This is a genomic window from [Clostridium] citroniae WAL-17108 (assembly GCF_000233455.1).
GTDB lineage: Bacteria > Bacillota > Clostridia > Lachnospirales > Lachnospiraceae > Enterocloster > Enterocloster citroniae.
Genome location: NZ_JH376422.1, coordinates 421,862 through 447,067, shown reverse-complemented (window position 1 = coordinate 447,067; position 25,206 = coordinate 421,862). Strand labels below are relative to the sequence as shown.

The following is a 25,206-nucleotide window of genomic DNA, read 5'->3' as shown; positions in this document are numbered from 1 at the left end:
ATGTCATATCTTTGCTATCAATTAAAAATCGAATCGGCGTTTAACCGCAACATTTACCGGATTATGGAGATCAGCGGAGACAGGACGTTTGCAGAGCTAAGCGACTGTATTTTAGATGCATTTGAATTCGACAAAGACCATTTGTATATGTTCAGTCTGAATCGAAAGGCTTATGATCCCAATGGAATCTATCATCCGATGGGAAAACAGGGGAAACGTGCGGACCGGGTTCGGCTGCAGGATGTAAATCCGGTTGTAAAAAATAAGTATCTATATTTATACGATTTTGGCGATGACTGGATGTTTTATATTACTGTAATGAAAGTCAACGAGACAGATTTGAAAATCCCGGCCAAGATAACATTTAGACAGGGAGAACTATGTCAATATCCGAACTGGGACGAGGATTGGGAAAACGACGAAGATTGGGATGGTGAAGAGGACAGTTACGATGAGGGGGAGTTTGATGAGGATGGTTTTGCGGCAGCGGATGATTTGGCAATTACGCCGGTCTATGAAGATGACGCGGTTGTCAAAGAGAAGCTGATGTCAATACCGGCAATCCTTCAAAATATGTGGATTCGTCTTGTCAAAGAGGATCTTCCAATGGCTGGCGATGAAGAAATAGAGTTGCTGTATCGACTGGAGAAAGCCGGACTCGTTGAGGTGGACGAGAGTGAGACACATTTGTTTTTAAGGGTTAAGCGGGGAAAAGCAGATTATAAGGAGTATGGGATTTGGGATAATCTTCAGAAGCGGTATGATCTTGAACATGTGATCGTAGCACTGGTGGGAATTTATGGAGTGGTTGAACAGGATATGCTCTATGAATTATTATGTGAGATAGAAAGCGTTTCCGGGTGTTCAAAGGAACTGTTTGAAGACATAATAGAAAAGCTTAATCATTGGAAGTTCTGGAATAATAAGACAGGGGCAGATGGGACCATTTACATAAGCTCTTTTTGCAGTGAAATCACAGAGGTGATTTTGCAAAGACGGAAGAAATATCCTGTAAAGCGGTACTGTACTTTGGATAAGGAAGCAGAAGATGCGCTTCTGGCAGGAAGCTGGAGAGGGGCCTGTCCGGTTTATGGAAAAACGTTTCACTATCTATTTTGGGAGAGACGATGGAGCCCGGAAGATACAGAAGCTTTTTTGGAGCATTTAGTAAAATGTGTTGCCATGGGAGACACAGAACAGGAATATTTCACATGGATTGATGGTGTAATGAAAGAAAATAACATGCCTTTAACAAAGGCCATGAGGAAGGTATTTCGCGAGTTTCGGAATGAACTTCCGTCTGCAGTGCTGAAAGGATATACATGGGGAGAATATGAGAAAGACGGCAGGAAGGATGGATACCATCAGTTGTCACTGTTTGAGGAGGAATTGCCGTTTTAGGAAGTGAGAGAAAATAAAACCAACAGCCAATCTACATCAGAAAGGAGCCCCCATGAAATATCTGGCGCATATCAGTGAGGACAAACAACGGGAGCAGAGTATAAAAAGCCATTTAGAGGGAACAGCGCTTCTTGCAAAAGAATTTGCAGAAGAATTTGGCTATGGAGAATGGGGATATTTCTGCGGGATGCTTCATGACATAGGGAAATATTCCACTAAATTCCAGGGGCGTATCATGGGAAGCGGCGAGAAGGCGGACCATGCCACGGCGGGAGCGCAGTTGTGCCTGAGGTTAGGGAAAGAGAAAGGCAGTTATTATGTCGCACCGGCGTACTGTATTGCCGGCCACCATGCCGGTCTGCCGGATACAGGGACAAGTGCGGATACGGGAGATCGAGGGACCTTTGCAGGTAGAATGAAGAAGAGGGTAGAAGACTATGGAGCTTATCAGGAGGAGATTTCTATCCCTCCGCTCCCTCCTCCTGTTTTATCAGCGGCAGAAAAGAAAGATCTAACCTTTTCCATGAGCTTTTTAATCCGTATGCTGTATTCCTGCCTTGTAGATGCTGATTATCTCAATACAGAGGATTTTATGAAAGATGGTGAAACCAGCAGAATAACGGGAGAAACGATCCCGGTTCTTTTGGAAAAACTCAACCGCCATATAGCAAAATGGCTTGTTAATGATGATCAGGATACGATCAATGAGCGGAGGACAGAGATTCTCAAATCCTGTATCGAAAAGGGAAAGAAAAAGAAGGGGCTGTTTCGCCTGACCGTTCCTACCGGGGGAGGTAAGACGGTGGCATCGTTGGCATTTGCCCTGAACCATGCAGCGGAGCATGGAATGAAGCGTATCATCTACGTCATTCCGTATACCAGTATCATCGAGCAGAATGCAAAGGTGTTCAGTCATATTCTGGGAGAGGAAAATGTGCTGGAGCACCACAGCGGTATTGATTATGAAAGCACAGATGAACTGAAGTTGAAACAATTGGCAGCGGAAAATTGGGATCTGCCAATCGTTGTGACAACCAATGTCCAGTTTTTTGAGTCTTTGTTTTCCAACAAGTCCTCAAAATGCAGAAAATTACATAATATTGCAAATAGCATTATCATTTTTGATGAGGCGCAGATGCTGCCCAATGATTATCTTCGGCCATGTATCGCTTCGATGGAAGAGCTGATCCGCCATTATGAAAGCAGTATTGTACTGTGTACGGCAACCCAGCCATCGTTACAAAATTTTTTCCCAAAGGACATGCAGTATACAGAGCTGTGTCCACGCATGGAAGAGCAGTTTCGGTTTTTTAAGAGAGCCATATTTAAGAATTTGGGGAAAATAACAGAGGATGAACTTTTAGACAGGGTGAGGAACGAAGAACAGGCGCTGTGCATTTTGAATACAAAGAACAATGTACAAAAGCTGTATGAGAAAATAAAGGGGGAGGGAGTCTATCATCTTTCGACTTTCATGTATCCCCGTCACCGCCAGGAACGGATGGAGACTATACGGGAGAGGTTAGCGGCGGGAGAAAAATGTATCGTAATTGCTACCAGTCTGGTGGAAGCCGGTGTGGACCTGGATTTTCAGACCGTATACAGGGAACTTGCCGGTGTGGATTCCATGATACAGGCAGCGGGCCGGTGCAACAGAGAGGGGAAGAGGGATGCCCTTGGCAGCTTTGCCTGCTATTTTCAGCTGGAGGAGTCACGAACGGTTCCGGGACAGGAACAGCAGATCGATACGGCAAAACAGGTAATCCGAAGATATGAAGACATTGGTTCTCTTGACGCGGTGCAGGAGTATTTTACCAGACTGTATCAATTCAAAGGCTCTGCCCTGGATAAAAAGAATATCCTGGAAGAATTTCAAAAAATGCGGTTTGCCTTTGCTACGGTGGGAAAAGAATTTAAACTGATCGAGCAGAATACAAAGACAATTCTGATTCCTGCCCAGGAACGTGCGAAAGAAATTGCAGAGGAATTGAGGCTTAAAGGCGCTAACAAAAAACTGATTCGGGAAGCGGGGAAATACTGTGTCAATGTTTATGATAATTTGTTTCGGAAAATGTATGATGCAGGGATGTTTGTCAGCGTGTCGGAGGAGCTGAAGGAGGATTTCTTTGTTTTAAAAGACTGTAGCAATTATTCAGATGAGACAGGTTTACAGGTTAAGGCAGAGCTGGGAATGGATATCTGGTTATAGGATGTCGGCGAGAGCTGGAATGGGTCTGGCTTTTTCGGTGGATTCGTAAGAATATTCAGATAATAAGGCAAATTCACCGGGAAGGAAATGCTAATACGCAGATAAAAGATGATAGAACCCCAAAAATAAAAAATCCCATATAGAAAAACAGAAAATTGTATTGTAAAAAATTAGTTTATGGTATTATATAATTAGCATTCATACAAAGTGAAAGATAAAATGAGAGGTAAAAGAGAGCTAAAAGAAAGCTAAAAGAAAGATGAAAAGAAAGCTAAAAGAAAGATAAAAGAAAGCTGAAAAGAAAGCTAAAAGAAAGATAGACAGAAAGCTAAAAGAAAGATAAAAGAAAGATAAAAATAAGTTCTCGGAATTAGATAAGTTAAATACCAATGCAGATTGAAAATTGAATATTGGCAGTTTTGAAAAAAAGAAGATATTTTTGTGAATGAGAAATAGACATAACGGCAGTTATGCTTTAAAATAATATTGCTAACCCAAACTAAGCGGCTTGGATAGCGTTTTGAAAGTCCTCAACAGAGGGCATGTTCCATGCATCAAGGTGCTGGCACATCATGATGCCATAGAGGCGGCAATACCACATCTTCGTAGAGCGGTGTTTGCCGTCTTCTAATTTATAGTCCTGTTTCTCACGCTTGTTAGAGCGTTCCACAGAAGTTCTTCTGCCATACTCCTTATCCCATTCCTTACTGTCTCGTGGCGGTATGTTAAACATACGTGGATTGTCCTTTAACTGGGTATGCACGGTTCGCCCATATTTTGCAGGCGAGCAGGGTGTCTCACAAAAGCAGCCTTTTTTGCGGTTTGCTTTAGGACACCGGTACTTGCAGCGGTTTTTCTTAGATTCATAGCCATCATGATGCATGCGTAAGCCCAACCGACAGCGGGGAACACCATCCGGATCAATGGTGAAGGTATCTTTATACTTATAGTTGCCATTGTTTGTTTTACTCAAATCAATAAATGGAGTTATCCCCGCTGTTTTGCAGTATTCATAGACCGGAATGGCATCCATAGCAGAGTCCAGAAGAAGCTTTTCCAGATGAAAATCAGGGAGGTAAGCTTTCATGCTGAAAAAGGTATGCAGAAAAGACAGCATATCGTGTCTGGAAGCGCGCTCCAATAAAGGAAAAACGGGAAGGTCACTAAAGGAATCGGAAGCGACAAACATGAAAAGGTGGTAACCATTAAAATAGCATTCTCTTGAAGAATCCCAGCCGGAGTTGGTGTCTGGCTGAGAAAACAAACGCTTACAGTTGCAGTCAGAAATACCGTTTTCCTTACATTTGCAGATTTGTTTTTTTCGAAGAAGTGATGAGGTCTTTACAGGAGTGCCATCGCCGGCAACAGAAAGTTTTGCCGGGTTAATGAGGCCGTTTTTAATTGATATATCAAGGAACTGAGTGTGGTAGAGCCGGAAAATAAAAGAAAAGGCATGGGAAGGTTTTACAGGATGGCGCTGAAAAAACGGAAGCAATCTGGAAGAAATAGAATCCGTATCAGCCGGAGTTTTATCCCCTTTCTTTATCCCCTTTTTTGTTTTGGGTTTCAGAAATCTCTCTTTTGGGGAAAGATTATCAGAATCAGAATCCCACAAACGGGAGAAAAAATCATAAAAAGTACCAATACCAGGAACGTCACCAAAGGAGAAGCCGCTAAGAATGGCATAAAGAGGATTTTCCTTCAAAAGAGCAGCCCAACGGGTAATGGAAGTAATCTTAAATTTAATAGATAAGAGATAGGAACGAAGCATACAGGAAGGGAGCCTAGGCTCAGGTCCCAGTCTGGAATAGCGATTCATCATAAGCGAATCAGTTAAGGATAAATCAAGATGCCAAAATTCAATAATGGTTTCCCAGGAATCCTTAGAAATGGAAAAAGGATCCGGGTAAAAATGAAAAATTTGAGACAGGACAAAATCCTGATAGGCGGCATGGCCGCCGATGATACAAGGTAACATAAAAATCGCCTCCAGTCGAAGAAAATAAAATATATTCAATCGGCTTCGCCGCAAATTTTGAGTAATTTGTCAAGCTTTTTGGTGAAAAAAGTGGGTGATTTTTATAATAAAGGAATGAAAAGCCTTGAAAAATAAGGGCTGAGAGTTCCGAGAACTTATAAAAATGAAGGGGAGGAAAGCGATGAGCCTGGGGGTCAGAGTAAAAGTCTGGGGGGATTATGCACTCTTTTCCCGCCCTGAGATGAAAGTGGAACGCTGCAGCTATGATATCATAACACCGTCTGCCGCCCGAGGTATTCTGGAAGCAATCTATTGGCATCCGGGGATGTCCTGGAAGATTGACAGCATCCATGTCATAAAACCGATCCAGTTTACTTCCATCCGGCGCAATGAGGTCAAAAGCAAGATTTCAGCTAATAACGTGCTATCCGTTTACAACGGCGCGAAAAAAGAATTGTTCATCAGCAGCAAGGAAGAAATTGTCCAGAGAGCTTCTCTGCTATTGAAGGATGTGGAGTATGTCATATCCGCCCACTTCGACTTGACGGATCAAGCAAATGACAGCGATAATCCGGGAAAGTTCAAGGACATTATCATGAGGCGGTTAAGGCGTGGGGAATGTTATCATACACCTTATTTCGGCTGCCGGGAATTTCCGGCCAATTTCTGTCTCTGTGAGGAAGAAGTCCATGGAGCCTATGAGGTTGTGGACGATAAGGATTTGGGATTTATGCTTTACGATATGGACTATTCAAATCCGGAGGACATACAGCCCATGTTCTTCCGGGCCGTCATGCGCCGTGGGATTGTGGATCTGAAGGACTGCGAGGTGATTCGATGATATTGCAGGCATTGGTAAAGCACTATGAAACTTTGGCGGAACAGGGAAAGGTGTCGAGACAGGCCTGGTGCCGGGCAAAGGTAACCTATGCGTTGGATATTGATACAGACGGAAACCTGTTGGGAATTATTTCACTCAAGCAGGAAGAGGAACGCGGGAAAAAGACGGTCTGGGTACCGCAGATGGTTGAAGTGCCGGAAATGGCTGCCCGTTCTTCGGGAGTATCGGCGAACTTCCTGTGCGATAATTCCAAGTATCTGCTGGGGATCGACAATGACGGAAGCGGAAAACGTGTGTTAGAGTGTTTTCAGGCAGCTAGGGAAAAGCATGAGAGCGTTCTGGAAGAGGTACAGAGTGAAGCTGCCGTGGCGGTGAAACATTTCTTTAAGAATTGGGATCCCATGAAAGCAAAAGAACATCCGGAACTGCTTGAGAAGTGGGAGGATATCACGGCTGGTGGGAATCTTGTTTTTTACGTGGGAACAATGTATGCACATGAAGACCCGGATATACGAAATGCCTGGGAAAAGTCCCTTCAGGCGGAGGGAAACGGGACGCAGGAGATTTGTCTTGTGACCGGAAAAAGAGCGGAAATTTCCCGGATCCATACGGTGATCCGTGGGGTTCAGGGGGCACAGTCCAGTGGGGCTGCACTGGTGTCTTTTAATGCACCTTCCTTTGAATCCTATGGGAAAGAGCAAAGCTTTAACGCGCCGGTAGGCAAATATGCGATGTTTGCTTACACCACAGCGCTTAATTACCTGCTTTCACAGCGAAAATACATATTTATGCTGGGGGATACGACCATCCTTTTCTGGGCGGAGGATGGAGAGGAAATTTATCAGGATCTCTTTATGGGATCGATGGAACCGACCGAAGATAACCAGGAAGTGCTGCGAGGCATTTTCTCCAATCTGCAAGAAGGCCGGGGAATTGATGTAGATGGAATCCAGGTTAATCCTGAACAGAAGTTCTATATACTGGGCCTGGCGCCCAATGCGGCGCGGTTGTCGGTAAGGTTTTTTTATCAGAATCATTTTGGGACAATCTTATCGAATATTAAAAAGCATTATGAACAGATGGAAATTGTAAGACCAAACTGGGATAAAATAGAATTTCCGGGTGTCTGGAGGGTGCTTTTTGAGACGGTCAACCAGAAATCAAAGGAAAAAAAACCGCAGCCCAATATGGCGGCATCGGTATTTGAATCGGTTTTGTCTGGGAAAAAGTACCCGGAAAGTTTATATAGTAATGTAATGATACGGATTCGCGCGGAACAGGGAAGAATTACTAGGGGACGGGCGGCAATTATAAAAGCCTGTCTGATACGGAATCATGGTAAGCAGTGGACAGAGGAGGGAAGCTTTGTGGGATTAAATGAACAGTGTAAGGATGTGGCTTATGTATTGGGACGGGAATTTGCAGTGTTGGAGGCCATTCAGGAAGACGCCAATTCGGGAATTAATGCGACCATTAAGGACCGGTACTTTAACTCGGCCTGTGCGGCGCCCGCGTCAGTGTTTCCTATTTTGTTAAAGCTGAAAAACAGTCACATAAGAAAATTAGAGGCCGGGAGACGGATTTTCTATGAAAAAATGCTCACAGGCCTGCAGGGGATGATTGAGGTGGAAAATGATCAGCCTGCGGCATTTCCACGCAGACTGTCTTTGGAAGAACAGGGCATGTTTATACTGGGATATTACCATCAGGTTCAGAAACGTTTCGAGAAAAAGGAGGAGAAGTAAATGAGTGAAGCGATTAAAAACAGGTATGAATTTGTCGTATTATTCGATGTGGAGAACGGAAATCCCAACGGTGACCCGGATGCGGGCAACATGCCGAGAATCGACCCGGAAAGCGGATATGGCCTGGTAACGGATGTGTGTTTAAAGAGAAAAATCCGCAATTATGTGGAGCTGGTTAAGGAAGAGGAAGAAGGATATCAGATCTATATCAAAGAGAATGTCCCATTAAACAGGAGTGACAATAAGGCATTTGAGTATTTACATATTGACGAAACCAAAAGGAAAGATTTGAAGAAAAACGATCCGGAAGCAGACAGGAAAATCAGAGATTTTATGTGTAAGAATTTCTTTGATATCCGGACATTTGGCGCGGTTATGACTACATTTGTAAAGGCTTCTTTAAACTGCGGCCAGGTGAGGGGGCCTGTGCAGCTTGGATTTGCCAGAAGTATTGATCCGATTGTGAGTCAGGAAGTGACAATTACCAGGGTGGCAATTACCACGGAAAAGGATGCGGGGAATAAGAGTACGGAAATGGGAAGGAAGAATATCGTACCCTATGGACTTTACAGAGTAGAGGGGTATATTTCTGCCAATCTCGCAAGGAAGGTAACCGGTTTTTCAGAAGAGGATCTGGAGCTTTTGTGGGAAGCGATTATTAATATGTTTGAACATGATCATTCGGCGGCAAGGGGGAAAATGGCAGTCCGGGAGCTGATTGTATTCAAACACAGCAAGGAACTGGGGGACTGCCCAGCCTATAAATTGTTTGAGGCTGTGGAAGTAACGAGGAAGGACGGGATCCTTTATCCGAGAAAGTATCAGGATTACGAGGTTATTGTTCATGAAGAGCAGATTCCGGAAACAGTGGAGGTAATAAGAAAGATATAGTGGAATACAGGGAAGAAGATTATTTGATGATTTCCGGCATCCAGCATTTCCGGTTTTGCCGCAGGCAGTGGGCTTTGATCCATATTGAGTAGCAATGGGCCGAAAATGTGCATACGGTTACAGGTGAGCTGATGCATAAAAATGCACATGATCCATTTCTGACGGAAAACCGGAAGGATGTACTGATTACCAGGGCGCTGCCTGTTTCATCCCGGACGATGGGCGCAAGCGGAGAATGTGACGTAGTGGAGTTTCATCGGAGCGAAGACGGAGTGCATCTTCATGGACACCGTGGGCTATATAGCATTTTCCCCATTGAATATAAAAAGGGGAAGCCTAAAATTTCGGAGGAGGATATTCTGCAGCTTGCTGCTTTGACCATTTGTCTGGAAGAAATGTTTTCTGCGGTTATTCCGGAAGCGGCTGTTTTCTACGGTGAAACACGCCGCCGTGAAATGATAGAAATGACAGATGATTTGAGAAACAGAGTTCGGGATATGTTTCAGGAAATGCATCAGTACTATGAACGGCGTTATACTCCGAAGGTCAAATGGAGCAAGAGCTGTAATGGCTGTTCTCTGAAAGATATCTGTCTGCCGAAGCTGGGGAAAACCATGCCAGTGGGAGAATATATAAAACTGGCACTGGAGGAAGAAGGATGAAGAAACTACTGAATACTTTGTATGTAACATCGGATGACAGTTACCTTTCTTTAGACGGTGAAAATATTGTTGTTCTGGATCAGGAAAAAGAAATAGGGCGCCTTCCCCTTCATAATCTGGAGGGGATCGTCTCGTTCGGTTACCGTGGAACCAGTCCGGCTTTGATGGGAGCATGTGCGGATCGGAATATTTCTCTCTGCTTTGTAAGTCCGGGCGGCAGATTTCTGGCAAGGGTAACGGGGAGTGTAAAAGGAAACGTAGTATTGAGAGATAAGCAGTACCGGACGAGTATGGATGAAGATAGCAGTCTGGGGATCGCGAAAAATTGCATGATTGGAAAAGTATACAATGCAAGGTGGGTGCTGGAGCGCTCGATCCGGGATCATAGTATGCAGATTGACGTAGAAAAAGTAAAACATGCTTCTCTGTTACTGAAGGATGCCGCACTTAGAATCCGTAACTGTGAATCAAAAGACAGCCTGCGTGGCTTTGAAGGCGAGGCCGCCAGCGTTTATTTCGGTGTATTTGATGAACTGATTCTGCAGCAGAAAAAGGATTTTGCCTTTTCCGGCAGAAATAGAAGGCCTCCGACTGATAATGTAAATGCAATGCTGTCTTTTGTCTATACACTGCTGACCAATCATATTGCATCTGCACTGGAAACCGTAGGTCTGGATCCTTATGTGGGAGTGCTTCATACAGAGCGCCCGGGGCGTGTATCCCTTGCGCTGGATCTGATAGAAGAGCTGCGGCCTGTTCTGGCGGACCGTTTTGTTCTTTCGATGATTAATAAGAAGATCGTTCAAAAAAAGGATTTTCTGAAAAAAGAAAATGGAGCTGTTCTAATGAAGGATGATGCACGGAAACGGTTCCTTACAGAGTGGCAGAACCGAAAAAAGGAAATGCTGACACATCCGTATTTACAGGAGAAGATAGAATGGGGGATGGTTCCCTATGTTCAGGCAATGCTGCTGGCAAGGTATCTGCGGGGGGATCTGGATGCATATCCGCCATTTTTGTGGAAGTGAGGTCAGAGTTTGCTGGTATTGATTACATATGATGTGAATACAGAGACAGCAGGAGGAAAAGCGAGACTTAGAAAGGTTGCCAAGCAATGCGTTAACTACGGGCGGCGAGTTCAGAATTCGGTATTTGAGTGTATCCTGGACAATGCGCAGTGTGTGATGCTGAAGTCATTATTGACTGAAATTATTGATGAAGAGGTCGACAGCCTGAGATTCTATTATTTGGGAAATAAGTATAAAACAAAAGTAGAGCATGTGGGGGTTGATAAGGGGATTGCGGCAGATGAGACATTGTTTTTGTAGTGCGAATGTGAAGCACACATGAAAAGTACGGGGGATTCGCACTGGGAAAATTGCACAAAAGACGCTTGGTTTGGGAGGGAGAGGCGATGATTCTGCTGTGTGGTATTCAAAGGAATGTATAGATGATATAAAAGTGTGATTGTTTTGTGTTATGATATTGGATATATTTGCAGTCGTTCCCCTTGCGGGAACGTGGATTGAAATAAGGAATATTGCAAGCAGGATGTGGTCACGGAGCATGTCGTTCCCCTTGCGGGAACGTGGATTGAAATCTGTACATACCAGATGATGGATGATGACCTTATCCGGTCGTTCCCCTTGCGGGAACGTGGATTGAAATTCCGTATGCCTGCCGTAGGCCGCCCGGTAGATGTGTCGTTCCCCTTGCGGGAACGTGGATTGAAATTCCATAGCCTGAGTAATGCTGTACGTCCTGCAGAGTCGTTCCCCTTGCGGGAACGTGGATTGAAATATTGCTTACATGGCTGCGGATGGTCTGGTGGGCAGTCGTTCCCCTTGCGGGAACGTGGATTGAAATAGTTTGAGCCTACACTGCAGGTTTATACGATCAGTCGTTCCCCTTGCGGGAACGTGGATTGAAATAGAGGAGCCTATCTATAGAGCAAGCTTGCCATGGGTCGTTCCCCTTGCGGGAACGTGGATTGAAATTATTAGGGCCTTGATGGACCCGATCATGGCCGGGTCGTTCCCCTTGCGGGAACGTGGATTGAAATAAACCTTATCTGAGGCTTAAATGTAAGTGATCTCGGTCGTTCCCCTTGCGGGAACGTGGATTGAAATAATGGGAGGCTGCGGTGCAGCAGGTACACAGCGGTCGTTCCCCTTGCGGGAACGTGGATTGAAATATATGTTGGCTTTCGTTATATCACATATGGTGTGAGTCGTTCCCCCTGCGGGAACGTGGATTGAAATCCCCATCCCAGGCCAACGCAGCGCCCCATCCTGGTCGTTCCTCCTGCGGGAACGTGGATTGAAATATATATAATTTTGTACGTGTCATTCCGTGGGTTCATCGTTCCCCTTGCGGGAACGTGGGTTGAAATGCTCATCCAGGGTGACCTTGAAGCCATAACCATGTCGTTCCCCTTGCGGGAAACGTGGATTGAAATAGAATATTTTGGTTATGGAGTAGAGGGGAGAACTCAGTCGTTCCCCCTGCAGCAACGCAGATTGAAATCCCTTGACATTACGCCCAAATACGCATATAATAATTGTTCCCCTGCGGGAACGTGGATTGAAATAAAACTGATCGGGGGAGACTTGTCTACGGCGTTGGTCGTTCCCCTGCGGGAACATGGGTTAATATTGTAATATGACATCTATAAAAAGGTATATGGAAGATATTGATAGAGAAGGATATTAATAAAGAAAGATATAAATAAAGAAGTATCTTTGCAAAGGGATACCTCAAAAAGCGGGGAGTACAATATTTTCGGCCTAAGAATATCCTTGACAGATTGGAGACAGCAGTATTCGTCTGTTTGAAGTCATCTAAGATGATAAAATATGCAGCGATTATGGTATTTGGAGGAAAAATGGAACAGTTATCTATATTTGAGTGTATAAATGGAACAGAAGAAAATGGAACCCTTTCCACGGATGAATTGGCTGCAATTCATCCACGGATGGTTTCGTTATTTAGCGGTTGCGGCGGATTGGATTGGGGATTTAAAGAGGCTGGATATGATATTGTTTATGCAAATGATTTTGATAAGGATGCACAGAGAGTGTATGAGGCAAATTTTGGCGAGATGGACGAAAGAAGTATCCTCGATGTACCGGCAGAGGAAGTGCCGGACTGCGATATTTTGACTGCAGGCTTTCCGTGTCAGCCTTTTTCAAATGCAGGGAACCGAAAAGGAGTGAACGACTCCAGAGGAAATCTGTATAAAGAGTGCTTGCGGATAATAGAAGCAAAAAAACCAAAAGTTGTAGTGTTTGAAAATGTCCGCGGATTGTTGTCAATCAAAGATGAAGAAGGAAGTTTATTGATTGATACGATTGTTAGAAATTTAGGAGACATTGGTGAAGGGTATTGTGTAAATTATCAGCTTATTAACGCCAGTGATTACGGTGTGCCTCAAAACAGAGTAAGGGTTGTTGTGGTGGCATTTAGAAAAGATCTTGGGAAAACATTTGTTTTTCCTCCAAAACAACTAAAAGAAGGATTGAATGTGGGGAATTTACTTGATATTCCTGCTGATGTACCAAACCAGGTAGATTGGCCGTTTTCTCCGCAGGCATTAAATTTGATCCGGCATATTCCTGAAGGAGGATCATGGAAAAGTATTCCATATAGATATTTGCCGGACAGATTCCGCAGGATTGCAGACAATATGAAAAGGTATCATGCCCCCAATATGTATCGAAGATTTTCAAGAGATGAGATTGCAGGAACAATTACAGCGGCTGCTCAGCCGGAGAACTGCGGAATTATCCATCCTACTGAAAATAGACGATATAATGTAAGAGAAATAGCACGTATACAAACATTTCCTGACGAATTTGTGTTTTTCACCGAGGATCCTAAATCCGTTACAGGGATGTATAAGGTAATTGGCAATGCGGTACCGCCTACTTTAGCAAAAGTAATTGGTATGGAAATTAAAAGACAATTGGGTAATCAGTTCATGGATTAAAGGGGTGGTGGTTATGAAACTGCTTTATGTTTCTGAGGAAAGTATCGCATCTTGTATAGACTATTTCAAGCAATTGGATATCATGTCCGGTGAACAACTGGGAATGTTCTTTTTTTTCAAGAGTATAGGGTTTGACGAGAAGAAGTATCGCGCATTTCCTAAAGTCAGTGGTATATCAGTTGAAGATAGAAAAGTATATTTGCAAAGTGTATATAAGCTTTCTGCATTGTACGACTATAACGCTGAAAGTGGAGAAAAGAAATGCTGCTTATTTCCGTTTTCAATCATTGATGAAATAGGCAAGAATAATTTGTTTAATCCAGGAACTGCCTTTAAAGGACTGTTAAGCCGTATGAGAGATACGGTTGACAATACATTGGTGGATGATTCAAAATTTTTGAGAAAGGATGATGCTGATCCTGATAAGTTCAAATTTCCAAGAAATTACATACGTCTGTTACTGTCTAATTTTCTGAACGGGAATAAGATATCACTTGTGTATTTTGCTGCGTGGTATTTTAGGTTTCGTGGTGTAGAAGCTCCTGATGAATGGATAAATGGGACTATAACCGAGGATATTTATAGAGGATATACAAGGGTATGTACTAAAATTCTGATACAGGAATTAAAACTAAATGAAGATGAGCTGAGCGCTCTATTTTATTATGATGAAGATGAAATTCTGAAATTTTCGCTCACTCAGATAAGCGGAATCCAATTGAGAGATCATCTTCACTTTAGTAAAGACTACATTCCGGAAATTGCAAAATTACCAAGAGGAGGAAATGATTATATGGCGGTGATCAACGATATTGAAGTTGATAAGACACAGGAACTTGCCCAAACAACAGGAAATAATATAACGGCGGAAAGCTTAAAAGAACTGCTTTTAGCTACAAAACAAGTCATATTGTATGGTGCGCCCGGAACCAGTAAGTCTCATATTACTAATCAGATTAGGGGGGATTTTACCGGCTGTTCATTGGTACAATTCCACGCTAATTCAACATATGAGCAATTTATTGGCGGTGTTTCTATAGATGATGCAGGTAATTTTGTTTCTAAACCCGGAGTGTTCTTGGATTTTTGTGAGACGGCTCGATGCGATAAGGATCCGGGTCACAGATATCTGTTTATCATTGATGAGATAAATAGAGGAAATGTATCAAAGGTTTTTGGCGAAGCAATATTGACATTAGACAGAGAATATACGGCTGATCTTGCAAGTGATATTAAATGGAATGATAAAAAGATTAAGAAATTTTCAATTCCTGATAATGTTTATATTATAGCTACCATGAATTCAGCTGATAGAAGTATTGCACAGATTGACTATGCAATCAGAAGAAGATTTGCCTTTGTAAAATTTTATCCGAACTATGAGTTGATTTCTTCAATCTCGGATTGTTCATCCATGAAGGAGATTAAGCCAGACCTGTTATTGAAAAATATAAACAAAGGGATATTTAATGTTTTAAAAGATGAAAATATGCTTCTGGGACATGCATATTTTATTCCGAAATGGGCAATGGCCAATGGAAAAATAATGTGGACACCAGATGTATTAAAAATGCTGTTTAATTATTATATCATTCCTATTATTGAGGAATATACATATGGAAATACAAGATATTTAGCCAATATCTTGGGAATGAAGTTACCCCAGAGAATTGATGATACAGACCAGTTTGTTCAAGAAATAAAAGCACAGTTTAAACTGGATTAATGCAGGAGGATGCCTATGGAATCAGATGTGGTTCACATTCCGCAAGGTAGCGTCCTTCGGCTTTTAGACGGCGAAAAGGAGTTTTTGCTAAAAGCATTTGAGCCTCGTGGGATTAGTACGGGATGTATAGATTCTCAACAAAATATAGTCAGCTTTCCCCAAGCCTATGTAGGATATATTAATCTGCCAACAAGAAGGATTATGATTGATCCCAAGCATAATGGTGTGAATCTTAGGCATATTATCAGGATATATTATTTTTTATATTCATCTGATTCAGCGGATTTGGATGACCCAATATATGACGTAGATAGTGGCGGCACCTTTGATATCATTGAACTTTTTATTTCTGAGCTGGATAAAGTGGCAAAAAAGGGCTTACCGGTTGAATATAGGGAGGGAAGAGAAAATCTTCAGTATCTGAGAGGAAATATAAATGTAGTTCAAACTATGATGAATAAGCAATTGGGAAGACGGGATATTTTTGATTGTTCTTTTGATGAATTATCCAGGGATATTACGATAAATCAGGTATTGTATAAGGCATATAATAAAGCGATACGGATAATGGATATGGAAAAAGCAAGCCTGTTAAACAGGGACTTCGGAGATATTTCCGATATTTACCAGGTTCCCCAAATAACACTTAATACAAATACAATGTATTGTAAAAAGGCATTGACGTTAGCATATATGATATTGAATGATCTGTCTGTTTCCGATTATGGCAATCAAGCATATGGTCAGAATTTTCTGGTTAATTTTGATAGACTTTTTGAGGATTTTATTAAAAAGATTTTAGTTACATATTCCGGGGATTATAATTTTACTTATTGGGAATCAGAAAAACAGTATGCAGTGTGTTCCGGTGCTGATTATGATGATTATTTTAAATCATATATACCGGATATGCTTTATTTGTATCAGGAGAATGAAATGCCAATTTCCGCTTTTGGTATCTTAGATATGAAGAATAAAACATCCAAGCCTTTTAGCAATGCAGATGTATACCAAATGTTTTTTTATGCAAATGAATTACATAGTAAGCGTGTGATCTTATGTTACCCAGCTGGCAGAGAACAACAAAATGCTGTTCTGAAATTCAATAATGAAGATTTTTCATTAAAACAAATACATGGTGTTTATATAAATATTGCAGGTGACACATCAAAAGAATTTAAAGAGAATATAAATATGTTTATTGATAAGATTAAAGCGTTGATGTAAATGGAGAAAATATATGAAACATCTACTAATCTGGGGTGCCGGAGACCAGGGCACCGTTACCTTGGACTGCGCTTTGGCGATGAAGCGATATGACAGGATTGATTTCCTGGATATGAAGGAGAAAGGTCACCGGTCCATTCCGGGGTATGCGGTCTACGAGGAAGAAAAGGTAAATCTTTCCGGATTCCTGAGGTCATACAATGAAGCCATTGTAGCGGTAGGGAGCAATGACCTGCGGGAGGCCAAAACCTCCCGGCTCATGTCACTGGGTATTCCCTTGGCAACAGTGATCCACCCCACAGCGGTCATCAGCCCTTTTTCACATATTTCCAGGGGATGCGCCGTGCTGGCGCGGGCCGTGGTCAACCCCAATGCGCATGTGGGGACAGGGTGTATTGTGAACACGGGCGCAATTATTGAACATGACTGCATCATTGGGGATTTTGCAAATATTTGCCCCGGTGTTTCCATGGCGGGGCATACAAAGATCGGCAGAAAGTCGTTTCTGGGAATCGGATCCACGATCATGGATGACATCACAGTGGGAGAGGAGTCTGTGGTGGGAGCCGGGGCAGTGGTGATCCGGAATGTGCCGGACCGAGTGGTTGTGGCCGGGGTTCCGGCAAAGGAGATACATTCCTAAGTTAAGGCTGGTGATTCCTAAAAGAGGATTCCTAAAAGGGAATCCTAAAGGCAACAATATCTATTGATTTTGGACCACGCATCATGTATACTAAATTTAAGTAACAGGTGAGTCACCGCCGTCAAGAGAGGACCTAAAAAAGGGGCGAGTAATCGTCTCTTTTTTTGTACGGGGAAAAGAGTATAGAATCATGAAAAATATTACAAAGCCAAAATACAGAAAACTCCATCTGATCATCCAATTCCTCCAGGGCTCCAAAGTCTATTTTGCAGCAGCCGTAGCCGCATCCCTGATATCAACCATACTAAATGCCCTGACACCGCAGATTTTCCGGTTCAGCATTGATGAGGTGCTCAGCGGAAACGGAGGGACTTATCTGTCCGGCCACCTATGGATACTGGCCATGATGATCGTGGCGGTGGCGGTTGCTTCGGGGATTTTTACCTATATCAGCCGTACCAATACAGCCAAGGCAGGGGAGAATTTTGCTAAAAATCTGAGAGATGCATTGTTTATCCATGTGCAGAAGCTGCCCATGAAGTGGCACGACAGGAACCAGACAGGGGATATTATCCAGCGGTGTACCTCTGATGTGGAGGTGATACGTGGATTTGTAGTGACACAGCTTCTGGAGGTATTCCGGACGGCATTTCTTGTAATTATATCGTTTGTTATGATGTTTTCCATGAATGTGAAGCTTTCCTGTATCGTTCTTCTGTTCGTGCCGGTTGTGATCGTGTATTCAACGGTGTTTTACAGATTGATCGCAAAGCGGTTTACCACAGCGGATGAGGCGGAGGGAGAGCTGTCCACGGTTGTGCAGGAAAATGCAACAGGAGTGCGTGTGGTGCGGGCCTTTGGCCGGGAACAGTTTGAGATGGAGCGGTTTGATAAGAAGAATAATGCCTTTGCCAGGCTGTGGATCCGGCTGGGAACATTATCGGGCCTGTATTGGGGAATTGGGGACCTGATCACGGGGCTTCAGGTGGTTGCGGTCATTATCTTCGGAGTGATGGAGGCGGTAAATGGTTTCATATCCGTTGGTGAATTTATTGCGTTTGCCGCTTATAATTCAACGCTGGTGTGGCCGATCCGTGGCCTGGGTCGTATTCTTTCGGATATGAGTAAAGCAGGTGTCTCATTTGAACGTGTGGATTATATCATCCGTTCCCAGGAAGAAGCTTATGGGAAAAGGGCGGAGATTTATGGGAAGGGAAATGTTGGTTTTGGAGAGGAAAACGAAACGTCCCCTAAAACGTACGATATTTCCTTTCAGCATGTATCCTTCGGATATGAGGATGGAAAGGATGTACTTAAGGACATTTCATTCACGATCCCGGAGGGCAGGACGTTTGGTGTTTTAGGCGGAACGGGCAGCGGGAAGTCTACAGTGGTACAGCTCCTTTCCAGGCTGTATGAGCTTAAGGACAGCAGGGGGAGTATTTGTATTGGGGGCAGGGAGATCAGGGATATCCCCATAGAGGAGCTTCGGAGAAATATTGGAACGGTCTTGCAGGAGCCCTTTTTGTACTCCAGGACGATACGGGAAAATATATCGGCTTCCGTGCCGGATGCCTCCATGGAGGAGATCCGGTATGCGGCGCAGATCGCGTGCATCGATGATGCCATTATGAGCTTTCCGGACGGATATGACACACTTGTGGGGGAACGGGGAGTCACTTTGTCAGGGGGGCAGAAGCAGAGGATCGCCATTGCGAGAATGCTGCTTCAGAAAGCGCCGATCATGGTATTTGATGATTCTTTATCAGCCGTGGATTCCCAGACCGATTATCACATCCGCTGCGCCCTGAAGGAACATATGAGAGAGGCAACGGTTATCCTCATATCCCACCGAGTGACATCCCTTATGGGAGCGGATGAGATTATGGTGCTGAACCAGGGGCAAATAGAAGAATGCGGAACCCACGGTGAATTGATACGGAAAAATGGGATTTACCGCAAGATTTATGATATACAGATGAGCCGTGACGACAGAGAGAAGATGGAGGGATGACAGATGGCAGCATATGAAGAACAAGAATATAATAATCCCTTCAGCTTTAAGATCTGGATGAAGCTGTTTCCGTTTTTTAAACCATATAAAAAGTTTTTTGCCATTACCCTGGGGCTTAATATTCTGCTTGCAGGGGTGGATATCCTGGTGCCGCTGTTCCAGAGTTATGCCATTGATTCCTTTATTATACCGGATCGTATGCATGGGCTTGGGATATTTGCACTGGTTTATAGTTTGGTGATCGTGGCCCAGACGATTTGTGTGTATCTGTCCGTCCATGCAGCTACAACAATTGAGATGAATGTGGGAAAGGATTTAAAAAGGGCGCAGTTTCAGCATTTGCAGACATTATCATTTTCCTATTATAATACAACGCCGGTGGGCTATATCCATGCCCGGGTGATGAGTGATACGCTGAGGATCGCGGGAATGATCGCGTGGGGGCTGGTGGATATGTTTTGGGCCCTGATTTATGTGGTCAGTGTGTTTGTGATCATGTTTTTATTAAATGCCCGGCTGGCATGTATCATTACCATGATTGTTCCGTGTATTGCCCTGCTGACCGTGTATTTTCAGAACCGTATCTTAAAATGGAACCGAAAGGTGAGACGGATCAATTCCCAGATCACAAGCGCCTACAATGAAGGCATTACCGGAGTTAAAACGTCAAAGAGTATGGTGATTGAAGGGGACAATGAGAAGCGCTTCTTTGAAAAGACATCGGATATGCATCAGTCGGCGATCCATTCGGCAAAGCTGAACGCGGTGTATATCCCGGCCATTTTGTTTTTCAGTTCAGTGGCTTCCGCGGTCGTATTGGCAAAGGGCGGCTACATGGTCCGGGAAAATATCATCAAACTTGGGACCTTGTCTGTATTTATCTCTTACGCGGTTGTCATATTTGAACCCATCCAGCAGCTTGCCAGACTGCTTGCCGATCTGATCTCCTGCCAGGCAAATATCGAGCGGGTGATGGATTTGCTGGAACAGAAGCCCAATGTGGTGGACCGGAAAGATGTGCTTGAAAAGTATGGGGATGCATTTTCACCTAATAAAGAAAATTGGGAAAAGATACGGGGAGATATTGTGTTTGAAGATGTTTCCTTTATGTATCCGGATGGGAAGGAATATGTACTGGAACATTTTAACCTCCATGTGCCTGCGGGCATGAATGTGGCGATCGTGGGGGAGACAGGGGCTGGAAAGTCCACACTTGTTAACCTGGTGGGAAGGTTCTTTGAACCCACAAAGGGAAGAATCCTGATTGACGGGGTGGACTACCGGGAGCGGTCGCAGCTGTGGCTGCACAGCCAGATCGGCTATGTGCTGCAAAATCCCCACCTGTTTTCAGGAACTGTGCGGGAGAATATACGATATGGACGCCTGGACGCATCGGACGAGGAGATTGAAGAGGCGGCAAGAAATGTGTCCGCGGATATGGTTGTGGGGAAAATGGAAAAGGGATATGACAGTGATGTGGGTGAAAGCGGAGGCCTGTTGTCCACCGGTGAGAAGCAGCTGATCTCATTTGCCCGGGCGGTGTTGGCCAACCCTGCTATTTTTGTCCTGGATGAAGCCACTTCCTCAATTGATACGCAGACGGAAAAGCTGATTCAGGATGCCACGGACCATCTGCTGAAGGGCCATACTTCCTTTGTGATCGCACACCGTTTATCAACCATCCGCCAGGCAGACCTGATACTGGTGGTGAAGGATGGAAAGATCATAGAGCGGGGCAGCCATCTGGAATTGCTAGGGCAAAAGGGATACTATTATGAACTGTATTCCAGGCAGTTTGAGGAAGAAGCTGCTATGAAAGTATTTGCAGGAGAACAGGCCGGTTCGTGATGGCCTTAAATAAACGGATACTGTACATGTTATGGCTGGCTAAGGAGATTAAGATACAATGGAAAGACGAAATGACTTAATGAGATCCAAACGAAAAGAACTTGAATCAGAGATTGAACAATACTGCAGAATCCAGAAGGCAGATGATACACAGATCATTGAGGTGAAACATGCTATGTTTGACAGCTGTATTATAATGACTCCCCCGGAGCAGGAGCCGCCTGTGATGCATATGCTGGTCATGTCTTCCCTGAGTGATTATAAAAGAGGAACGTCTATCAAGCCTGGGAATATAAAGATAAACATGAAAAAGCTGATTGATACATTGCCTGAATCTGTGGAGGCCGGCGTGGCATTGGCTATGGATATCCCTATTTTAAAGGTGTGTGCCGCCCTGCATATCTGGAAAATGATCAGGAATGTGATGTCGGTTGAGATTACTAAAGAACAGGCTGTCGTTATTATGTCATTGTGGAAGAATGCGGATGAACGCCACATCATTTCCCTGGAAAAGGGATGGGACTGCGCGAACCGTATGTGCAGGCAGACCTCCAACAAGGAATTTACCCAGGAGCGGTATACAACAATTCTGGAAGAACTGGAACGGATGGAAAGCATTAAAGTAAATGAAGATGGGATCTGGCTGTGTGAATGGGTGGCGCAGAGATACCGGTCATAATGTGGGCCATATGATCGGCCGTAGTTTAGGCTATACGGTGGGCCATAACACCCATTGCAGGATCTGTTATGTGTTCCAGTTAGGACAGGCGAAAGGAGAGATGATGTGGGGGATGATGTAGAATCTAATGCAGAATCTGATGCGGGATCTGTTATACTGGGAACGTATTGTTTTAAAGAAGGCGGGAGCATTTATCTGCCAATGGGCGATAATCTGAAGTTTCAGTCAGGGCAGGTTTCGGAGGCCCATGAGATCTATCATGCCCAGCTGCAGGGGATATCAGTGGCGGGTATTCTGATGAATATCCTGGACCTTGAACAGGCAGCGGCAGATTCCCTGGATCAACGGCACGCGGAGCACGTACAGAAGATAAATCTGATTTTGGAACAGAGAACGCGGAAAATTCATGAAATTTATGCAAACAGTATGGAACTGGCGTCTCTTTACCAGTATGGCGGCTTTAGAGCGTGTTTGAAAATTCATTCCCGCCATCTGCACGCCCCACTTCGCGGCATATTTGGCCCCAATTCAGTCAGCGTAGCCCACTACGCCTCCTTCATCGGGCCCAAATCTCCCACAAAGTATAACGTACAGCTGCCAGAAAGCAATTTTCAAACACACTCTAGAGCGGTGCAGGAAGGGTATAATAGCAAGACAAAGGAGTACCGGGAGTTTTCTTCTTATTTTTATGAATTGGTCCAGGATACACACATGGATCATACGGAAAAATGCAGGCAGATAACACTGCTATGCAAGGACGCGTTGCATATGGACGTGGCTTCTGAGGAATGGCGGGCAGCGGTTGGAGATGGAACAGCTTTTCAGGCATATCTGGACTGCCACGGATATTTTGACGAACGGTTTTACGGTCTGTATCAGGAATGGAAAAAGGGAAATGGAAAATCCGGATACCAGAAAGTTCAATGGGAGCCGGAGGTATGGATAGGACAGTTAAAACATGCGGGCCTTATAAAGTATTGTTCAGATATGGTGGAGCATGCACTGCAAAATATTGACCGCTGTATGATTGATGAGTTCGATTATGTTGAAAAGCTGGCAGAGCGGGTGAAAGCCTTTGATCTTTCGCATATTCGGGTAAGACGGGACATTGGAGAGGAGATGCTGCGCCAGGAAGGCGTGCTGGTGATTAAAAACTGCTATAACTTAGGTAAGGCGGAAGATGTTTTTGTCATAGGCAGAGCTGACCTGGCGGATGGGTCCTGGTATTCCGGGTATGAGTGGAGCGGAAGGAAACTGGAGCATTTCCTTGAAAAAGCAGGATTTTTAATGATTCCGTTTATGGAATATGACAGCGCAAATGAGCGTGCGGGATTTTTACCAGCCGGGCCTAAGATGCTGTTTGTCCTGTTGGAGGACTTTTCCCACTGCCTGAAATGGATTCAAAAGGCCAGGGAAAAAGGCGAATTGTATATAGGGGACCTGACTCATAAGGAAAATGACAGCTGTTTTACGGTCTTGTTTTTTAACCCGAGGGAAAAACCGGACACGGTATTTGTTTATCCGGTGACCAGGAGGCTGGCAGGGAACTTGAAGCGATCAGCGGGCCTGGACGGCCAGGTGCTGTATGCTGACCAGCCGGAGTTTTTAAAACTGTTTGCAGGTTTTGATGATCTGCTGGAAGTTTTAAAAAGCTTTCAATGGCTGCTGGCGTTTTTCACGGACAGCAGGGTGGCGGGTATTGACCCGGAGTCACCCCATACATGGCTTGGCATTGACCTGTTCCGATCAATAGGAAATGTTATGTTTCAGATAAATCCGGAAAGATACTTGAGAAATCTGCATTGTCTGCCCACAAAGAGGACCGTGGGTACTCCCTTTTGGGCTTTGATGGAATTTTCCGGGGCATGTAATACGGGAAAAACATATTCAGTGGGAGGAAATCTGCTGCTTTTCCGGTCAAGGGAGGCGGCGCAGCAGTGGAAAGAACAGTGTCAGATCAGGGAAACAGGGATCCGGACTTATGAGGCGACAGGGATCGACCTGTATTATTGGGAATTTTTAAAGAAGTATCTTTTGCATATGGATGCAGAAGTGTATATCCTTGGGAATGAGGAGAGCGGGAAGGCTTCCGTTGCTGAAATTGATGGCATCCTTCGGGAAAACAGCTGATAAAAATAAGTGTACTCTCGGAATCTCAGCCGCAAAGACGGGTGCCGAGGAGACTCCGAGAGTACATATAATACAACAGGAGAAAAAACACATGGCTGATTTATTAAAAAACATGTTCAACCCAAAATCTCTTAATGAAATCGCAGCGGCGATTCGATCCGTTTACCCAGCCTTTCAGGCGGAGGAGTTTGTGAGATCAACCATGGATGAGACATGGGATGATCTGGAGCTAAAAGCCAGGGTAAGAAAAATAAATATAAGTCTGGGAACATATCTGCCCGCAGATTACAGGGAGGCCCTTGCTGTTTTAGACCAGGTGATCGCGGACTGTCCTTCCGGATTGTTTGGGATTTTATTTCCGGATTTTGTGGAGGTCTACGGACAGGATGAGGAGAATTGGGATCTATCCATAGCTGCGCTGGAGAGATATACCACCTATTCCTCCTCTGAATTTGCAGTAAGGCCTTTTATCATTCACCATGAGGAGCGGATGATGGCACAGATGTATGCCTGGTCCAAACATGAAAATGAGCATGTCCGCAGATTGGCCAGTGAGGGCTGCCGGCCTCAGCTGCCCTGGGGGCAGGCATTGAATAAGTATAAAAAGGATCCCACACCGATCCTGCCTATATTGGAGCAGCTGAAGGCCGATCCATCCCCGTATGTACGAAAGAGCGTTGCCAATAACCTGAATGATATTTCCAAGACGCATCCGGAACTGGTCATAAAGCTTGCAAAGGACTGGTATGGCAAAAACGAATACACGGACTGGATCGTAAAGCATGGATGCAGGACATTGTTAAAAAAGGGCAATCGGGATGTGATGGCTATGTTCGGATATCACGATGTTGATTCCATAGAAGTGGAAGACTTTTGCCTGGCGCCGTCCGCTGTCTCAATAGGGGAGGATATTGTTTTTTCCTTTTACATTTCCGCTAAGGAGGCCGCAAAGGTAAGACTGGAATACGGAATTGATTACGTAAAGGCCAATGGGAGAAGAAACAGGAAAATATTCCAGATCTCTGAAATTTTGCTGGATGATAATGAAAAAAAGTTTTATGAGAAAAAACATTCTTTTGCGGATCTAAGTACCAGGAGGCATTATCCGGGAACCCATTCCCTTACACTGATTGTCAATGGTGTGGAGCGGTGCGGTCAGGATTTTGAGTTGGTGATGTAATATGGCCCGTTGTATTTAAATGCACATTAGAGCAGCGGAATATG

Annotated in this window: 17 protein-coding genes, 1 pseudogene and 1 CRISPR repeat array; of the genes and pseudogenes, 17 read left to right on the top strand and 1 reads right to left on the bottom strand. The window is 44.2% G+C overall.

All coding sequences use genetic code 11. The features are described 5' to 3' along the window. A complete protein-coding gene (locus tag HMPREF9469_RS15220; protein ID WP_007863423.1) occupies positions 1–1,401 on the top strand; it encodes an IS1096 element passenger TnpR family protein in 1,401 nt (466 codons plus the stop codon). A 52-nt stretch (positions 1,402–1,453) separates the two neighbouring features. Continuing rightward, positions 1,454–3,610, top strand: a complete 2,157-nt coding sequence (locus tag HMPREF9469_RS15215) for a CRISPR-associated helicase/endonuclease Cas3 (protein ID WP_007863421.1) — start codon at positions 1,454–1,456, stop codon at positions 3,608–3,610. Positions 3,611–4,109: 499 nt separating this feature from the next. Here HMPREF9469_RS15215 and HMPREF9469_RS32070 read toward each other — a convergent pair whose 3' ends face one another. After that, positions 4,110–5,588: a hypothetical protein gene (locus HMPREF9469_RS32070; RefSeq protein ID WP_007863419.1), complete on the bottom strand. Its 1,479-nt coding sequence runs from the start codon at positions 5,586–5,588 to the stop codon at positions 4,110–4,112. Between the two features lie 181 nt (positions 5,589–5,769). On the opposite strand from HMPREF9469_RS32070, the gene cas5c reads away from it, so the two are divergent. The 15 genes and pseudogenes from cas5c (at position 5,770) to HMPREF9469_RS15135 (ending at position 25,162) form a co-directional block, all read left to right on the top strand. Then, on the top strand, positions 5,770–6,429 hold the full coding sequence (gene cas5c / locus HMPREF9469_RS15205; RefSeq protein ID WP_007863417.1) for a type I-C CRISPR-associated protein Cas5c: 660 nt from the start codon (positions 5,770–5,772) through the stop codon (positions 6,427–6,429). Continuing rightward, the gene (gene cas8c, locus HMPREF9469_RS15200; protein WP_007863415.1) at positions 6,426–8,174 is read left to right on the top strand and encodes a type I-C CRISPR-associated protein Cas8c/Csd1; all 1,749 of its coding nucleotides are present in this window, start codon (positions 6,426–6,428) and stop codon (positions 8,172–8,174) included. Before cas5c ends, cas8c begins: the two co-directional genes overlap by 4 nt. Next, a complete protein-coding gene (cas7c, locus tag HMPREF9469_RS15195) occupies positions 8,175–9,065 on the top strand; it encodes a type I-C CRISPR-associated protein Cas7/Csd2 (protein WP_007863413.1) in 891 nt (296 codons plus the stop codon). Then, positions 9,065–9,727: pseudogene (cas4, locus tag HMPREF9469_RS15190) on the top strand (CRISPR-associated protein Cas4). The gene cas7c and the pseudogene cas4 overlap by 1 nt, the downstream one beginning before the upstream one ends. Then, the gene (gene cas1c / locus HMPREF9469_RS15185; protein ID WP_007863409.1) at positions 9,724–10,755 is read left to right on the top strand and encodes a type I-C CRISPR-associated endonuclease Cas1c; all 1,032 of its coding nucleotides are present in this window, start codon (positions 9,724–9,726) and stop codon (positions 10,753–10,755) included. Before cas4 ends, cas1c begins: the two are co-directional and overlap by 4 nt. 9 nt (positions 10,756–10,764) lie before the next feature. Further along, positions 10,765–11,055 carry a CRISPR-associated endonuclease Cas2 gene (gene cas2 / locus HMPREF9469_RS15180; protein WP_007863407.1) on the top strand — a complete coding sequence of 97 codons (291 nt, stop codon included), beginning with the start codon at positions 10,765–10,767 and terminating at the stop codon, positions 11,053–11,055. Positions 11,056–11,227: 172 nt separating this feature from the next. Beyond that, positions 11,228–12,119: direct repeats of the CRISPR family, unit length 32 nt; unit sequence GTCGTTCCCCTTGCGGGAACGTGGATTGAAAT. A 453-nt stretch (positions 12,120–12,572) separates the two neighbouring features. Beyond that, positions 12,573–13,715, top strand: coding sequence for a DNA cytosine methyltransferase (locus HMPREF9469_RS15175; RefSeq protein ID WP_157140299.1), 1,143 nt, complete (start codon positions 12,573–12,575; stop codon positions 13,713–13,715). A gap of 13 nt (positions 13,716–13,728) precedes the next feature. Beyond that, the gene (locus HMPREF9469_RS15170; RefSeq protein ID WP_007863396.1) at positions 13,729–15,441 is read left to right on the top strand and encodes an McrB family protein; all 1,713 of its coding nucleotides are present in this window, start codon (positions 13,729–13,731) and stop codon (positions 15,439–15,441) included. 15 nt (positions 15,442–15,456) lie between these two features. Beyond that, positions 15,457–16,668 (top strand): 5-methylcytosine restriction system specificity protein McrC, encoded by a 1,212-nt coding sequence (locus tag HMPREF9469_RS15165; protein WP_007863394.1) that lies wholly within the window; start codon positions 15,457–15,459, stop codon positions 16,666–16,668. 13 nt (positions 16,669–16,681) lie between these two features. Continuing rightward, the gene (locus tag HMPREF9469_RS15160) at positions 16,682–17,311 is read left to right on the top strand and encodes an acetyltransferase (RefSeq protein ID WP_007863392.1); all 630 of its coding nucleotides are present in this window, start codon (positions 16,682–16,684) and stop codon (positions 17,309–17,311) included. Between the two features lie 190 nt (positions 17,312–17,501). Then, positions 17,502–19,325, top strand: a complete 1,824-nt coding sequence (locus tag HMPREF9469_RS15155) for an ABC transporter ATP-binding protein (RefSeq protein ID WP_007863390.1) — start codon at positions 17,502–17,504, stop codon at positions 19,323–19,325. 3 nt (positions 19,326–19,328) lie between these two features. Continuing rightward, the gene (locus tag HMPREF9469_RS15150) at positions 19,329–21,173 is read left to right on the top strand and encodes an ABC transporter ATP-binding protein (RefSeq protein WP_007863388.1); all 1,845 of its coding nucleotides are present in this window, start codon (positions 19,329–19,331) and stop codon (positions 21,171–21,173) included. 58 nt (positions 21,174–21,231) lie between these two features. Beyond that, positions 21,232–21,852: a hypothetical protein gene (locus tag HMPREF9469_RS15145; protein WP_007863387.1), complete on the top strand. Its 621-nt coding sequence runs from the start codon at positions 21,232–21,234 to the stop codon at positions 21,850–21,852. Between the two features lie 105 nt (positions 21,853–21,957). Then, positions 21,958–23,982 carry a DUF6783 domain-containing protein gene (locus HMPREF9469_RS31370; protein ID WP_007863381.1) on the top strand — a complete coding sequence of 675 codons (2,025 nt, stop codon included), beginning with the start codon at positions 21,958–21,960 and terminating at the stop codon, positions 23,980–23,982. A 91-nt stretch (positions 23,983–24,073) separates the two neighbouring features. Further along, a complete protein-coding gene (locus HMPREF9469_RS15135; RefSeq protein ID WP_007863372.1) occupies positions 24,074–25,162 on the top strand; it encodes a DNA alkylation repair protein in 1,089 nt (362 codons plus the stop codon). Positions 25,163–25,206: the final 44 nt, after the last annotated feature.

What these genes read in the sequence shown, in the direction of transcription:
- cas1c (WP_007863409.1), top strand. Translation starts at nt 9,724, where the DNA reads ATGAAGAAACTACTGAATACTTTGTATGTAACATCGGATGACAGTTAC.
- cas7c (WP_007863413.1), top strand. Translation starts at nt 8,175, where the DNA reads ATGAGTGAAGCGATTAAAAACAGGTATGAATTTGTCGTATTATTCGAT.
- HMPREF9469_RS15145 (WP_007863387.1), top strand. Translation starts at nt 21,232, where the DNA reads ATGGAAAGACGAAATGACTTAATGAGATCCAAACGAAAAGAACTTGAA.
- HMPREF9469_RS15220 (WP_007863423.1), top strand. Translation starts at nt 1, where the DNA reads ATGTCATATCTTTGCTATCAATTAAAAATCGAATCGGCGTTTAACCGC.
- HMPREF9469_RS15165 (WP_007863394.1), top strand. Translation starts at nt 15,457, where the DNA reads ATGGAATCAGATGTGGTTCACATTCCGCAAGGTAGCGTCCTTCGGCTT.
- HMPREF9469_RS15155 (WP_007863390.1), top strand. Translation starts at nt 17,502, where the DNA reads ATGAAAAATATTACAAAGCCAAAATACAGAAAACTCCATCTGATCATC.
- HMPREF9469_RS15160 (WP_007863392.1), top strand. Translation starts at nt 16,682, where the DNA reads ATGAAACATCTACTAATCTGGGGTGCCGGAGACCAGGGCACCGTTACC.
- HMPREF9469_RS32070 (WP_007863419.1), bottom strand. Translation starts at nt 5,588, where the DNA reads ATGTTACCTTGTATCATCGGCGGCCATGCCGCCTATCAGGATTTTGTC.
- cas8c (WP_007863415.1), top strand. Translation starts at nt 6,426, where the DNA reads ATGATATTGCAGGCATTGGTAAAGCACTATGAAACTTTGGCGGAACAG.
- HMPREF9469_RS15135 (WP_007863372.1), top strand. Translation starts at nt 24,074, where the DNA reads ATGGCTGATTTATTAAAAAACATGTTCAACCCAAAATCTCTTAATGAA.
- HMPREF9469_RS15170 (WP_007863396.1), top strand. Translation starts at nt 13,729, where the DNA reads ATGAAACTGCTTTATGTTTCTGAGGAAAGTATCGCATCTTGTATAGAC.
- HMPREF9469_RS15150 (WP_007863388.1), top strand. Translation starts at nt 19,329, where the DNA reads ATGGCAGCATATGAAGAACAAGAATATAATAATCCCTTCAGCTTTAAG.
- HMPREF9469_RS15175 (WP_157140299.1), top strand. Translation starts at nt 12,573, where the DNA reads ATGATAAAATATGCAGCGATTATGGTATTTGGAGGAAAAATGGAACAG.
- HMPREF9469_RS15215 (WP_007863421.1), top strand. Translation starts at nt 1,454, where the DNA reads ATGAAATATCTGGCGCATATCAGTGAGGACAAACAACGGGAGCAGAGT.
- cas5c (WP_007863417.1), top strand. Translation starts at nt 5,770, where the DNA reads ATGAGCCTGGGGGTCAGAGTAAAAGTCTGGGGGGATTATGCACTCTTT.